This window comes from Enterococcus sp. DIV1206 (assembly GCF_051712485.1).
In the GTDB taxonomy this organism is placed as follows: Bacteria; Bacillota; Bacilli; order Lactobacillales; family Enterococcaceae; genus Enterococcus; species Enterococcus faecalis.
The window spans coordinates 1,817,370-1,831,359 of record NZ_JBIOOZ010000001.1 but is presented as its reverse complement, the minus strand read 5'-3'; the positions used below and the strand labels follow the sequence as shown (position 1 = coordinate 1,831,359).

Here is a 13,990-nt window from a genome sequence, read left to right as displayed (position 1 = left end):
CAAGTTAGCAAGAAACTATTTAGGTTTTGAAAGAACTGTGGTATGATTACAACGATGTTAAACAAGCTGAAAATACCTATTCACAGCTAGTAACACTGATTCAAGGTGTGACAGATAATCCAACCAGAGAGACCGAAAGCAATCGATGAATTTGGCTGGTTCTAAACACATTGTAAAGTTTGAAGAAAGTTGGAGGGAAGTCAATGGCGACGAAACGAGATTATTATGAAGTGCTAGGATTAGCAAAAGGTGCTTCAGATGATGAAATTAAAAAAGCATACCGCAAACTTTCCAAAAAGTACCATCCAGATATTAACAAAGAAGCCGATGCGGAAGAAAAATTTAAAGAAGTTTCTGAAGCGTATGAAGTATTAAGTGATCCACAGAAAAAAGCGGCCTATGACCAATATGGCCATGCAGGAACTGATCCTAATTACGGTGGCGGCGCTGGTGGCTTTGGCGGTTTCGGTGGCGGCGGATTTAGCAGTAGTGGTTTTGGTGGATTCGAAGATATTTTCGATTCATTCTTTGGTGGCGGCGGTGGCCGTTCTGTTGATCCAAATGCACCAAGACAAGGCGCCGATTTACAATATACAATTCAATTGAAATTTGAAGAAGCAATTTTCGGTGTCGAAAAAGAGATTAAGTACAATCGAGAAGATACTTGTGCAACCTGTGGCGGTAATGGCGCCAAACCAGGCACACACCCAGAAACTTGTCATAAATGTCATGGCTCTGGAACAATCAATGTTGAACGTCAAACGCCATTAGGTCGTATGATGAGTCGTCAAACTTGTGATGTGTGTCATGGCACAGGGAAAGAAATTAAAGAACCATGTCCAACTTGTCATGGCACAGGTCATGAGAAAAAAGCACATACTGTCAAAGTAAATGTGCCTGCTGGAGTAGAAGACGGTCAACAAATGCGTTTAGCTAACCAAGGAGAAGCGGGTACTAATGGTGGACCATATGGTGATTTATATGTAGTCTTTCGTGTTGAAGATAGTGATATTTTCGATCGAGATGGCGCAGAAATCTACTATGATTTACCAGTAAGTTTTGTCCAAGCGGCTCTAGGGGACGAAGTAACTGTACCAACTGTTCATGGTGACGTGAAATTAAAAATTCCGGCTGGAACACAAACTGGCACAAACTTCCGCTTAAGAGGCAAAGGTGCGCCACGTTTACGTGGTGGGGGCAATGGTGATCAACACGTGAAAGTGAAATTAATAACACCAAAAAATCTTAATGAAGAACAAAAGGATGCCCTACGAGCTTTTGCAAAAGCTGGCGGACAAAATGTAACTGAACAACAAGAAGAAGGCTTCTTTGATAAAATGAAAGATGCGTTTGGCGGTAAGAAGAAAAAATAAACCAAACGAGTCAGAGACAAAAGCAGTTAGCTCCAAGTGTTCATCACTCTCGAAGGCTAAATTGCAACGAGTAATTGCAGGTGCTGCTTTTGTTCAACTGATTATTTTAAGATTTAGAGAGTGGGACATAAGTCGTTTTGACTTATGTCCTATTTTCGTTTCTTATTTCCAAACATTTTACGAGAATATTTTAAAATTTAGCGTATACTTAATATAAGCAAGTTAGGAGGGCTTATTTATGAAACCATATGTTTATGTAATCAGTGATATTCATGGACAAGCAGATTTGTTTGATGCCTTACTCACAGACTATGACCCAGTTGATCATCAGCTAGTTTTAATTGGTGATTTAAACGACCGTGGTCCACATTCTAAAGCCTGTTTTCTCAAAGGAAAAGAACTTGTCGAGCAACACGGCGCTGTTTATTTACGAGGCAATCATGAAGAATATTTTTTGCAGTTTCTTCAAAATCCAGAGGACTGGTTTGCAGGATATGTTCGCAATGGTGGCAAGGAAACAATTGAAAGCCTCTTGCATCCAGGAGCTACTGCAGAATACTCACCAACAGAAATGGCCTTAATGATCCGTAGTCGCTATCCAGAGTTAATTGATTTTTTAACAAAACGACCACTTTATTTTGAATGGCAGCATTACTTATTTGTGCATGCTGGGGTTGATTTAACGATGGAAGATTGGCGGCAAACAGCACCTAAGGATTTTTTGTGGATTCGCGAACCCTTTCATCAAGGGAAAAATAATACAGGCAAGACCATTGTTTTTGGTCATACCATTACTCCGATGTTACATGGTGATATGCAGACCACGGACCTTTGGCAAAGTGATGGAAAAATTGGGATAGATGGTGGTGCTATTTTTGGCGGCTCAGTGCATGGTGTGATTTTTAATGAAAAAGGCATTGTCCAAGATATCGAATATCAAAAACGCACCCCTGCGTGGCAACCAGAATTTTGATTCCTTAATCGTATGAATCAGTTACCTCACTTCTATATTTAGAAGCAAAAATATGCTAAAATAGATAAGTATGCATAAGAAAAGAGGTATCTAGTTAATGGCAGAAGCTTATAACGAAGAAGTAGTAGCGCTACTTCAAAAAGAATTGACGACGTATCGTTCAAAACAAATAACAACGGTTTTAACTTTATTAAATGAAGGAAATACAGTTCCTTTTATTGCCCGTTACCGGAAAGAAATGACTGGAAGTTTAGATGAAGTCCAAATCCGTGAAATAGAAGAACGTTATCATTATTTACAAAACTTGAAAAAGCGGAAAGAAGAAGTTCTCCGTTTAATTGAAGAGCAAGGAAAACTAACAAAAGAACTCAAAACAGATATTCAAAAAGCAGTAAAAATGCAACAAGTGGAAGATTTATATCGACCATATAAACAAAAACGTCGGACTAAAGCGACTATCGCGAAAGAAAAAGGGTTGGAACCATTAGCAGATTGGTTGCTCTCTTTACCTGAAAACGCGGATATCTTAGCCAAAGCGGCTACTTTTATTAATGAAGAAAAAGAAGTTGCAACCGCCGAGATAGCCTTGCAAGGTGCTCATGAAATTTTAGCAGAACGTATTAGCGATGAACCAAAATACCGAACATGGTTACGTGATTATATGGTTAAGCATGCGCAATATGTTAGCGTAGTTAAGGACGAAGAAAAAGACGAAAAGCGGACCTATGAAATGTATTACGATTTTGCAGAACCAGTTAGCAAAATGGTGCCGCACCGTGTCTTAGCAACGAATCGTGGTGAAAAAGAAGACATTTTAAAGGTTTCCCTTGTCGCTGATGAAACAAAAATTAATGATTATTTCCAACGTCAACTAATCGGCAAACAAGCAACAAGTTTTGCTGCTCCATACATTGAGGCTGCTTATTTAGATAGCTATAAACGATTTATTGGACCAGCGATTGAACGGGAGATTCGCAATGAATTAACAGAAAAAGCTGATGAACAAGCGATTGCAATTTTCGGTGAAAATTTACGTAATTTATTATTACAGTCACCACTTAAAGGAAAAGTTGTTCTAGGATTTGACCCGGCTTATCGGACAGGCTGTAAATTAGCAGTTGTCGATGAAACGGGTAAAGTTTTAGCAATTCAAGTGATTTATCCACATAAACCAGCGACTGCTGCGAAACGTGAAGCCGCTGGTCCAGCCTTTAAAAAAATCATTGAAGACTATCAAGTGGACATGGTAGCTATTGGAAACGGAACGGCAAGTCGTGAATCTGAATTGTTTGTGGCAGAGCAATTAAAAGCGGTGAAGCGTGACGTCTTTTACGTGATTGTTAATGAAGCAGGGGCTTCCGTTTACTCTGCGAGTGAAGTGGCTCGTAAAGAGTTTCCTGATTTACAAGTCGAAGAACGAAGTGCGGTCAGCATTGCACGTCGTTTACAAGATCCGTTGGCAGAATTAGTAAAAATTGATCCCAAAGCAGTCGGGGTCGGTCAATATCAGCATGACGTATCGCAAAAACGTCTTGCCGAGCAATTGGATTTTGTTGTAGAAACTGCGGTAAACCAAGTTGGTGTTGATGTGAATACAGCGAGTGCTCAACTTTTACAACATATTTCTGGCTTAAATAAAACAACGGCGCAAAACTTAGTCACTTATCGTGATGAAAATGGTGTCTTTACAGCACGAAATCAAGTCAAAAAAGTACCTCGTTTAGGACCAAAAGCATTTGAACAAGCAATTGGCTTTTTACGAATTCCTAATGGCAAAAATGTGTTAGATAACACTGGCATTCACCCAGAAAGTTATCCAGTAGCACAAGCAATTTTAGAAAAAGCAGAGATTGCTTCTAAAGAATTAGGGACAGCAGAAGCTATCGAAAAATTGAAACAGTTACCAGTGAATCAATTAGCTACTGAGTTAGAAGTAGGTTCAGAAACACTCACAGATATTATTGCTAGTTTAATCCAACCAGGTCGTGATATGCGCGATGAGATGTCAGCGCCACTTTTACGTAAAGACGTGTTGACGATGGAAGATTTGAAACCAGGAATGGAAATGCAAGGGACTGTTCGAAACGTAATTGACTTTGGTGCGTTTGTCGATATTGGTGTGAAGCAAGATGGCTTAGTCCACATTTCTAAGTTAAGTCCTAAATTTGTTAAGCACCCAACGGATGTTGTTGCGGTGGGTGATGTAGTCACAGTTTGGGTAGAAGATGTTGACTTGAAAAAGGGGCGAATTAGTTTAACCATGTTGCCTCGGACTGATAGAAAAGAGTAACAATGAAAGAGTCTCAACCAGTCTTGATGACAGATCAAGCACTTCAAACGCTAGTGGAAAAAATTTCAATCGTATTTTTTCAGAAACCTTTTCTGCATCAAGCTACATTTAATCGGCGGTTAAAAACTACGGGCGGTCGCTATCATTTAGCTTCGCATCACCTGGATTTTAATCCAACTGTCTTTTTAAAGTATGGACAAGAGGAACTGGAAAAAGTCATTAAGCATGAGTTATGTCACTATCATTTACATTTAGCTGGCAAAGGCTATCAGCATAAAGATAAGGACTTTAAAGAGTTATTGGCTAAGACTGGCGGTGCCCGTTATGCACCGCCTCTAGTAGAACGGAAAAAAGCAGTTTTCCATCAGTACCAATGTCAGTCTTGTGGAGAAGTCATCCTCAGAAAACGACGAATTGATACGACACGATATGTCTGCGGAAAATGTCATGGGCGTTTGTCCTGGCAAGCGAAAAAAGAACAAATCTAACGATTCTGGTCTTTGTTATCTTGACAAAGACCAGTAATTATTTTAGGATAAATAAGTGCTCTTAAAATGCAGATGTGTTGGAATTGGCAGACAAGCATGATTGAGGGTCATGTGGACAGATGTCCGTGTGGGTTCGAGTCCCATCATCTGCATCAACTAGTATAACAAGAGGTCGGGACAGAAGTGTTTAACTCCGAGAAATAAGAAGGAGTTGCTTCTGTTCCCGCCGTTTATCAGTTTTTGAGCGTGGAGCAAAAATCCAAAGTGATTTTTGTCCCACGCTCTTGTTTATTACGGAAAAACCATCAATTTTTTATTAAATTCTGATATTTATTATTGCTTTTTCATTATAGTTGGCGTAACTTTAGAGTATAAATTTGTGAAGCGAGGGAGTCCGTGTGAGAAATTTTAAAAAATCTGATAAATTAAATAACGTAAGTTACGATGTCCGTGGTCCTGTTTTAGAAGAAGCAGAACGCATGCAAGAAGAGGGCATACGTATTTTGAAATTAAATACAGGGAATCCAGCGCCATTTGGTTTTGATGCCCCAAATGAAATTGTGCGCGACATGATTGTGAATGTTCGCGATTCAGAAGGTTATTCCGATTCAAAAGGTATTTTTTCTGCAAGAAAAGCGATTGAACAATATTGCCAATTAAAAAAATTTCCTAATGTAACGATTAATGATATTTACACTGGTAATGGCGTGAGTGAACTAATTACCATGTGTATGCAAGGCTTGTTAAATAACGGCGATGAAGTACTTGTGCCAATGCCAGACTATCCTTTATGGACTGCTTCTGTTTCTTTGGCGGGCGGTACACCCGTTCATTATATTTGTGATGAGCAAGCAGAATGGTATCCAGACATTGATGATATAAAATCAAAAATAACTTCGAATACAAAAGCAATCGTTATTATCAATCCCAATAATCCGACTGGTGCTTTATATCCGAAAGAGTTATTACTAGAAATTGTCGAAGTGGCACGTCAAAATGATTTAATTATTTACTCCGATGAAATTTATGATCGTTTGGTCATGGACGGTTTGGTTCATGTACCGATTGCTACATTAGCTCCTGATTTATTTGTCGTAACATTGAATGGTTTGTCAAAATCACATCGAGTGGCAGGCTTCCGATGCGGTTGGATGGTGTTAAGTGGAGATAAATCACGAGTAAAAGGGTATATCGAAGGGCTAAATATGCTTGCTTCCATGCGGTTATGTTCGAATGTGTTGTCACAACAAATCATTCAAACCGCATTAGGCGGCTATCAAAGTGTCGATGATTTACTTTTACCAGGTGGCAGAATTTACGAACAACGAGAATTTATTTACAATGCGATAAATGACATTCCTGGTTTATCAGCCGTGAAGCCTAAAGCAGCTTTCTATATTTTCCCGAAAATTGATACGGCCAAATTTGACATTTATGATGATGAAAAATTTGTTTTAGATTTCTTACACAAACATCATATTTTATTAGTCCATGGTGGTGGTTTCAACTGGCAACAACCCGATCACTTCCGTATTGTTTATTTACCGAAGATGGAAGACTTAAAAACTACAGCAGATAAAATGCGTGAATTTTTAAGTACCTACAAACAAAAATAAAAGAACTACCAAAAAATAGCCTCTAACGAAGCTATTTTTTGGTAGTTCTTGTTTTATCAACAATACTATTCTGCGGTTTCACATGCTTTTTTACTAATAATCATTCGGTTGGTATATTTTTCTTCCATATCAGGACTAGGATTTGCTACTACGATGAGATAAGAATTTTCATACTCCTTCTCCACAAAGCCTGAATAATTTGTTTTTTCCCAAATGAAGTGAACCTTTTTCTCTTCGGCCATACAATAACACTCCTTTTTAATAAAAATGAACCTATTTATTTTCTAAGAAAACCTTAGATAATGTTCTTGCAGTATATTATGCAATAAAGTACAATAAAAGCATAATGCGAATTCGCATATTTTGACAAAATCCCCATTTTGCAAGGAAAATGGCCGATATAAATAGGAGCTATTGTGATGAATTCTTTAGGTGCAGTTATTAAAGAAATTAGAAAAAATAGAAAATTGACACAGAAAATGTTATCAGAAGACATCTGTTCGCAAAGTGTTTTAAGCCGCATTGAAAACAATGAAGAGTTGCCGAATGTCCTCGTAATGCAACAACTTTGTGATCGTTTAGGTGTGACGGTTGACCAGATTATGCGTTATAAATCTGGTGATGTGCACGTTGTTACGTATTCATTTGAAAAAATGGCTGAATATTTTCGCCATAAAAAATATCAATTATTATTAAATTATTTAAAGGAAAATCGTATTGAAGAACAATTGTATTTAGATACGGACTGGCAAAAATATTATTATTATTTAGGTAGTTGTGAATTGTTTGTTCTAAATGATTATGAAAAAGCTATTGCTAGCTTGCGTAAAGGGTTATCTTTCACCTATAAAGCTGATAAGTTAAATGTTTCTGATTTAGAGATTCAATTAATTAGTTGTCTAGGTGCCACTTATGGTTACATGGGCAATCGAGTAGAAGCAGAACGATTTTTAAGTTTGAGTATTCATTATTTTAATCAATTGCCAAATGAACGCAGTAATGCAGAATTAACGAAAATATTTTTTAATTATGCTGATTTCTTATTCAAAAATTATACAGAAAAAGATGCCGAAATTTATGTGGATCAAGGAATTACTTGGGCCCGCAAAAAAAATAGTTATTATTATTTAAGTGAATTATTAAATCTAAAATATTTAGTTTTAATGAGAAAGAATAAACACGAAGAAGCAGAACGTTATCTGAACTTAGCGCAACAAATGAAAAATGTGGAAAGTGGCAATCTTTAAAAAATCCTCAGAATTGCTTAAAAGGTCTACACCATTTCTTGACTTTTGTACTGATTAAGAGTACTTTTGAAGTAAGTAAAATAAAGAAAGAAGGATGAAGATGAAAACATTTATCTTTGCAGACAAGTTCTTTTTAAAAAGCGATGTTAAAGGACCTGGTTATTTAGAAATCACGGATGGTATCTTTGGTAATTATACAAAAGATGAACCGCAAGGGGACGTAAAAATTATTCGTGAGGAAGGCAAATGGATTGCCCCAGGTTTAGTGGATACTCATATTCATGGTTACATGAATCATGACGTAATGGATAACGATGCAGAAGGCATTAAAGTGATGTCTGAAGGCTTATTATCTTGTGGTGTAACTTCATTTTTACCAACAACGTTAACTTCAAGTAAAGAACGTTTAACAGACGTTGCACGTACGATTGGTCAAGTCTACCAAGAAGTACCTGGTGCAAAAATTCAAGGGATTTACTTTGAAGGACCTTTCTTTACTGAAGAACATAAAGGCGCACAAAATCCAAGTTATTTTGGAGATCCAGACCTTGATACATTCCACGAATGGCAAGAAGCTTCAGGCGGAATTATTAAGAAAATTGCGTTGGCACCAGAACGTAATGGTGTGAAAGAATTTGTTGAAACCGTTACAGATGAAGGTGTCGTTGTTGCTTTAGGCCATAGTAATGCGACCTTAGAAGAAGCTGATGTGGCAGTTGAAGCAGGCGCTAGCGTTTTTGTTCATGCATATAATGGGATGCGTGGCTTAAATCACCGTGAACCAGGGATGGTTGGTGCATTGTTAACGTTACAACACGTTTTCTCTGAATTAATTTGTGATGGACACCATGTACATCCGCAAGCGGCTGAAGTATTGATGGAAAAAGCGGGCCATGATCACGTTGCGTTAATTACAGACTGCATGATGGCTGGCGGTATGCCAGATGGCAACTACAATTTAGGTGAATTTCCTGTTGTGGTAGCAGAAGGAACGGCTCGTTTGGATACTGGGAACTTAGCAGGAAGTATTTTAAAACTAAAAGAAGCAATTAAAAATGTAGTTGATTGGGGTATTGCAACACCTGCACAAGCAATTATGATGGCTTCATTAGTTCCTGCGATCAGCTGTAAAATTGATGATCAATGCGGCATGATTGCAAATGGTCGTGATGCTGACTTTATCGTATTAGAACCAACCATGGAATTAGCAGCTACTTATTTAGATGGCGTTGAACGTTATCGAGCATAAGACACAAGAAAAAGCTTGCGGAAATTTATCCGCAAGCTTTTTTTATAATTCTTTTGGTAAAATCGCAGAAGTGATTTCTTTGTTCTCGTAGGCAATAAAAAAATCGATTAATTGCTTGTCAAATTGCTCAATATCCTCTTTGTAAAGGGAGCTAGGAATCACAAAGGTTTGCTCCAGAGTGCCTGCTAGATAATCGCCATCTAAACTTTGGGCGACAACTAAAAATTCTTGTTCGCGCCAATGTTCCACATCTGTTTCAGAAATGGTTTCCGGAGAGGCTAAAAATTTACAATTTTCGACAAACTGTTCATCAATTTCTTCACTGAAAGTTAATTCAGCATCCTCTTCTTGAGGTTGAGAGAGGATTGCTTGCAAAAATGTTTGTGGTTTTGCATCGGGTAATGTTTCTTTTAGCTGTTCAAAATCCAATGAAAGTTCCTCCTTATTGTTTGTTTAAAATAGTTACTGAAAAATCAATGGGTGAATTTGTTTTAAGGCTTTTGGCTTCTAAGATGATTTTTTCAGCCAACAAATCGTTTCCGTTATATACAGGTGTCACGCGATAGCGAACGGTTTCGCCGCGATCAAGAGCTGCCCGAATCTGATTTTCATATTTCGTCATATAAGGAGTGTTGACAGGATTCTGATACAAGGTGGTTAAGTTACGTGGATCATCACCACTGCCTCCCATTTGACGGCCGATTAGGTGGCCACGCGAATGATTAGCTTTTCCTGAAATGAAACCAGCTGGTCGAATATCTTTATTAGCGGAAGTTCCTGTATTGACCATGGCGGGTTTTAATAGCGCATCAGCGCCTGTCGCTCGTTTTAGACGATCTAGAGAATGATAAGTAATCCAGCCGTTTGAGCTATCCTTTAATTCCTCTGCTGAAAATGTGGCTTTACCATTTTCAATGGGTCCAGGATTATCTCCTTTTGGTGCTGGTGTGCTTGAAGGGGTGGTTGTTTGTGGTTGAACATTAAATAAATCTTGTAAAGCATCAGGAACTTTAACGCCAACCGCGCCTAAAATTAAAATGATTAATGCGCCAATCAGCATGATGGTTGAATTAAATGGTGGTTTCTTCTTTCTGTTTGCCATAACGTGCTCCTCTAATTTTATACTTGCAATAGTCCAAATTTAAGTGGACCATCTTTTCTATTATACGTAAATTTGCTAAAAAATCAAAAAAGGCTTTTCTTTGAAAGACTTGTATTCTCAGATATGTTACTATTTTAATGTAGAAGGGAAGGGATAGTGGATGGCCTATATTGAAGTCAAAAATGAATACAAGCGTTACCAAATGGGAGAGACAACTATTACTGCGAATGACGGCATTTCTTTTGAAGTGGAAAAAGGAGAAGTAGCGGTTATTTTAGGCCCCAGTGGTGCTGGAAAATCAACTGTTTTAAATATTCTTGGTGGAATGGACAGCTGTGATGAAGGGGAAATTATTATTGATGGCACAGATATCGCTCAGTTTTCAGAGAAACAATTAACCACTTATCGACGCAATGATGTCGGGTTTGTTTTCCAATTTTACAATTTAGTCCCAAATTTAACGGCAAAAGAAAATGTCGAATTGGCTTCGCAAATCGTTGCGGATGCGTTGGATTCGACCAATGTTTTACAATCGGTGGGTTTAGGGGAACGTTTAGATAATTTTCCAGCGCAACTTTCTGGTGGTGAACAACAACGAGTAACCATCGCCCGTGCGATTGCTAAAAAGCCCAAGTTACTTTTATGTGATGAACCGACAGGAGCACTGGATTATGAAACAGGGAAACAAATTTTAACCATTTTGCAAAACACTGCTCGTGAAACTGGAACGACCGTCTTAATTATTACCCACAATTCAGCCATTGCAGAAATGGCCAATCGGGTAATTCGAATTAATGATGCAAAAGTTCGCGAAATGACTGTGAATGATCAGCCTAAATTGGTTGCTGAAATTGAATGGTAGGTGCCTAAAATGAAGAAAACAGCGCTAATTAAAACAAGCTTACGTGAAATTAGACAATCTACTACACGATTTTTATCGATTATGGGGATTATTTTCCTTGGTGTAATGGTCTTTGTTGGTTTGAAAGCTACTGGACCAGATATGATTAAAACCGCGAATAATTATTACCAGAAAGAGCAGCTTCCAGATGCGCGAATAATTTCTACAATGGGACTGGAAAAGAAAGATTTAACAACACTACAGTCTTTAAAAGATGTCGAAACAGTTGTGCCGCGGTATACAATAGATGCCACGATTGGGCCGCAAAATAATGCAGTAAAATTGTTTGGCTATCGAAAAAATCAAGCAGGATCGGTTAACTATCAAGTAGTTGACGGTCGGTTACCTAAACAAACAAATGAAATTGCATTAGATACATTAGCGAAAACTAGATATGACTATAAAATGGGTGATAAAATCACTTTAAACGATGCAGCGATTAAAGAAAAAGGACTGACGCAAACTCATTTTACTGTTGTTGGATTTATCAATTCACCAGAATATATTGATAATACATCCAGGGGAACCACAACGGTCGGGTCTGGAACGTTAAACTTTTTTGGCGTGGTTTCGGAAAAAGCTTTTGACAGTCAACGGTATCCAGAATTGCTAATCTCATTTCGTTCATTAAAACATCAAAATACGTATTCCTCTGATTATGAAAAGAAAAGAGAGCAGGCCTTAAATCAAGTAAAAGAGGCACTGAAAAATCGGCCAGAAGAACAGGTTGCGGCTCTGCGTGATTCGGCTCAGCCGGACATTAACCAAGGTCGGCAAGCGCTGGAAACGGGAAAACAAGCGCTTGCGCAGTTGGAGCAACAACCAGGAATTCCAGCTGAGATGCTTGAAAAGCAAAAAGACGAATTGGCTAAACAGGAACAACTGTTGGCTGAAAAAGAAACAGAGCTAGCCAATTTGAAAGCCCCAACGTATTATTATTTTACTAGGGAAGACAATCCAGGATTTTCTGAATATCAAGATAACGCTGATCGGATTTCTTCTTTAGCCACGCTATTCCCGTTGTTCTTTTTCCTAATTGCGGCATTAGTCAGCTTAACTACCATGACACGTATGGTGGAAGAAAAAAGAATGGAAATTGGTAGTTTGAAAGCTTTAGGTTATCGTAATCGTGAAATTGCTTCGATTTTTATTACCTATGCAACGGTTGCCAGTCTAACAGGTGCATTATTAGGATTGGCAGTTGGCTATTATCTATTCCCTAAAATAATTTTTGATGCCTACGGTCAAATGTACAATATTCCTGATTTAGTTACACCGTGGTACTTAAATTACAGTTTATGGGGCATCATTGTAGCCTTAGCTTGTACTGTGGGAGCGGCCTTAGTGACATTAAGAATCGATTTATTAAGTACCCCAGCTACCTTGCTAAGACCCAAAGCGCCGAAAGCAGGTCAACGGATTTTACTAGAACGAATCCGCCCTTTATGGCAACGCATGAGCTTTATTCAAAAAGTGACCGCTAGAAATCTGTTCCGCTATAAACGACGGATGCTGATGACCGTTATCGGAATAGCTGGTTGTATGGGGCTGTTAATTGTTGGTTTTGGTTTACGCGATTCAATTGTGGATGTCGCTACAATTCAATTTAATAAAATCTGGCATTACCAAGCAGTCGTGACTTTTAAAGAGCAAACAACAGCTGAAGAGACAAAAGAGTATCAAGAAACATTGCGCAAACTGGATGGTTTGAATAAAACAATTCCGTTATATTCAGAAATCTTTAAAACGAAGGGCAAAGGCGCACCAACTCAAAATATTACTCTTTATGTGCCACAAGATCCTTCGAAAATGGCTGAGTTTCAATTATTTAATGATCGAGTCACTGGAGAAAAATATTCCCTCAACGATGACGGTGTAATGATTAATGAAAAATTAGCTAAATTATTTGGCTATAAAGTCGGAGATCAATTAAATTTAGAAAATAGTGATAATCAAACCTATCACGTGAAAATTGCCGCGATTGCAGAAAACTACACGGGTCATTTTGTCTATATGACGCCGAAACTCTACCAGACGATGACCAAACAGAAGCCGGAGTATAATACAGAATTCCTACTTTTTGACAAAAAGCTATCCTCAAAACAAGAAACCTCAATCGGAGAGGCGTTGACAAAACAGCCGAAAGTGTTGAACATTACGTTTTTAACTGCGATGAAAGGTTCGTTTGATGATATGCTGAAAAGCCTTGATATTGTCATTTGGGTACTAATTGCTGTTTCTGGTTCTTTAGCGTTAATTGTGTTATATAATTTAACCAACATTAATGTTTCTGAACGGATTCGAGAACTTTCCACGATTAAGGTTTTAGGATTTTACGATCGTGAAGTCACCACCTATGTTTACCGTGAAAACATTATTTTAACGTTCATTGGTATTATTGTTGGCTGCTTCTTTGGGAAAATTTTGCATCAGTATATTTTAGCAACCGTTGAAGTTGATTTAATTATGTTTTCGCCAATTATTCATTGGCCAAGTTATCTGTATTCCGCAGTTATCACCATGTGTTTCACGTTGTTTGTGATGGTCATTATGCATCGGAAATTGAAGAAAATCAATATGATTGAAGCGTTAAAATCAAATGAATAGCACATTTTAAAAACGAGGAGTCCGTAGAAGTTCGATAATTCTAGGACTGCTCGTTTATTGCTGCTTCTTTTATTAAGAAAAAATAGGTCTTAAGATGTATCTTTTGAGATTTATTTGGAAATTACTACTCTTTTTATTTAAAAA

Annotated in this window: 13 protein-coding genes and 1 tRNA gene; 11 read left to right on the top strand and 3 right to left on the bottom strand. The window is 37.9% G+C overall.

What is annotated here, in order from left to right:
* The first annotated feature begins 26 nt into the window (after positions 1 to 26).
* The 7 genes from IGK86_RS08925 to IGK86_RS08895 all read left to right on the top strand — a co-directional run bounded on the left by IGK86_RS08925 (position 27) and on the right by IGK86_RS08895 (position 6,740).
* Positions 27 to 149 (top strand): hypothetical protein, encoded by a 123-nt coding sequence (locus IGK86_RS08925; RefSeq protein ID WP_002357824.1) that lies wholly within the window; start codon positions 27 to 29, stop codon positions 147 to 149.
* Between the two features lie 54 nt (positions 150 to 203).
* Entirely contained in the window at positions 204 to 1,373 is a 1,170-nt protein-coding gene (gene dnaJ, locus IGK86_RS08920; RefSeq protein WP_002357822.1) for a molecular chaperone DnaJ, read from the top strand.
* 238 nt (positions 1,374 to 1,611) lie between these two features.
* Complete coding sequence (locus IGK86_RS08915) at positions 1,612 to 2,346, top strand: metallophosphoesterase family protein (protein ID WP_016617243.1); 735 nt, start codon at positions 1,612 to 1,614, stop codon at positions 2,344 to 2,346.
* Between the two features lie 97 nt (positions 2,347 to 2,443).
* Positions 2,444 to 4,636, top strand: a complete 2,193-nt coding sequence (locus tag IGK86_RS08910) for a Tex family protein (protein WP_016617244.1) — start codon at positions 2,444 to 2,446, stop codon at positions 4,634 to 4,636.
* 26 nt (positions 4,637 to 4,662) lie between these two features.
* Entirely contained in the window at positions 4,663 to 5,124 is a 462-nt protein-coding gene (locus IGK86_RS08905) for a SprT family protein (protein WP_002365561.1), read from the top strand.
* A gap of 68 nt (positions 5,125 to 5,192) precedes the next feature.
* Positions 5,193 to 5,276: transfer RNA gene (locus IGK86_RS08900), tRNA-Leu, on the top strand.
* 246 nt (positions 5,277 to 5,522) lie between these two features.
* A complete protein-coding gene (locus tag IGK86_RS08895; RefSeq protein WP_002357817.1) occupies positions 5,523 to 6,740 on the top strand; it encodes a pyridoxal phosphate-dependent aminotransferase in 1,218 nt (405 codons plus the stop codon).
* Between the two features lie 65 nt (positions 6,741 to 6,805).
* Here the strand turns inward: IGK86_RS08895 and IGK86_RS08890 are convergent, their stop codons facing one another.
* Positions 6,806 to 6,982, bottom strand: a complete 177-nt coding sequence (locus tag IGK86_RS08890; RefSeq protein WP_002357816.1) for a hypothetical protein — start codon at positions 6,980 to 6,982, stop codon at positions 6,806 to 6,808.
* Positions 6,983 to 7,159: 177 nt separating this feature from the next.
* On the opposite strand from IGK86_RS08890, the gene IGK86_RS08885 reads away from it, so the two are divergent.
* Entirely contained in the window at positions 7,160 to 7,987 is an 828-nt protein-coding gene (locus tag IGK86_RS08885) for a helix-turn-helix domain-containing protein (protein ID WP_002381942.1), read from the top strand.
* Between the two features lie 100 nt (positions 7,988 to 8,087).
* Complete coding sequence (gene nagA / locus IGK86_RS08880) at positions 8,088 to 9,236, top strand: N-acetylglucosamine-6-phosphate deacetylase (protein ID WP_002357814.1); 1,149 nt, start codon at positions 8,088 to 8,090, stop codon at positions 9,234 to 9,236.
* Between the two features lie 42 nt (positions 9,237 to 9,278).
* On the opposite strand, the gene IGK86_RS08875 is transcribed toward nagA, so the two are convergent.
* Both IGK86_RS08875 and IGK86_RS08870 read right to left on the bottom strand, forming a co-directional pair.
* On the bottom strand, positions 9,279 to 9,665 hold the full coding sequence (locus IGK86_RS08875; RefSeq protein WP_002357813.1) for a hypothetical protein: 387 nt from the start codon (positions 9,663 to 9,665) through the stop codon (positions 9,279 to 9,281).
* Positions 9,666 to 9,678: 13 nt separating this feature from the next.
* Complete coding sequence (locus IGK86_RS08870) at positions 9,679 to 10,338, bottom strand: DNA/RNA non-specific endonuclease (RefSeq protein ID WP_002363828.1); 660 nt, start codon at positions 10,336 to 10,338, stop codon at positions 9,679 to 9,681.
* A 160-nt stretch (positions 10,339 to 10,498) separates the two neighbouring features.
* On the opposite strand from IGK86_RS08870, the gene IGK86_RS08865 reads away from it, so the two are divergent.
* Both IGK86_RS08865 and IGK86_RS08860 read left to right on the top strand, forming a co-directional pair.
* A complete protein-coding gene (locus IGK86_RS08865) occupies positions 10,499 to 11,200 on the top strand; it encodes an ABC transporter ATP-binding protein (RefSeq protein ID WP_438742340.1) in 702 nt (233 codons plus the stop codon).
* Positions 11,201 to 11,209: 9 nt separating this feature from the next.
* Positions 11,210 to 13,846 carry an FtsX-like permease family protein gene (locus IGK86_RS08860; protein ID WP_033627760.1) on the top strand — a complete coding sequence of 879 codons (2,637 nt, stop codon included), beginning with the start codon at positions 11,210 to 11,212 and terminating at the stop codon, positions 13,844 to 13,846.
* Positions 13,847 to 13,990 lie beyond the last annotated feature (144 nt).

Bases quoted from the DNA above. Each gene is read 5' to 3' on its own strand.
- IGK86_RS08905 (WP_002365561.1), top strand. From the start codon at position 4,663: ATGACAGATCAAGCACTTCAAACGCTAGTGGAAAAAATTTCAATCGTA.
- nagA (WP_002357814.1), top strand. From the start codon at position 8,088: ATGAAAACATTTATCTTTGCAGACAAGTTCTTTTTAAAAAGCGATGTT.
- IGK86_RS08915 (WP_016617243.1), top strand. From the start codon at position 1,612: ATGAAACCATATGTTTATGTAATCAGTGATATTCATGGACAAGCAGAT.
- IGK86_RS08870 (WP_002363828.1), bottom strand. From the start codon at position 10,338: ATGGCAAACAGAAAGAAGAAACCACCATTTAATTCAACCATCATGCTG.
- IGK86_RS08885 (WP_002381942.1), top strand. From the start codon at position 7,160: ATGAATTCTTTAGGTGCAGTTATTAAAGAAATTAGAAAAAATAGAAAA.
- dnaJ (WP_002357822.1), top strand. From the start codon at position 204: ATGGCGACGAAACGAGATTATTATGAAGTGCTAGGATTAGCAAAAGGT.
- IGK86_RS08865 (WP_438742340.1), top strand. From the start codon at position 10,499: ATGGCCTATATTGAAGTCAAAAATGAATACAAGCGTTACCAAATGGGA.
- IGK86_RS08860 (WP_033627760.1), top strand. From the start codon at position 11,210: ATGAAGAAAACAGCGCTAATTAAAACAAGCTTACGTGAAATTAGACAA.
- IGK86_RS08890 (WP_002357816.1), bottom strand. From the start codon at position 6,982: ATGGCCGAAGAGAAAAAGGTTCACTTCATTTGGGAAAAAACAAATTAT.
- IGK86_RS08910 (WP_016617244.1), top strand. From the start codon at position 2,444: ATGGCAGAAGCTTATAACGAAGAAGTAGTAGCGCTACTTCAAAAAGAA.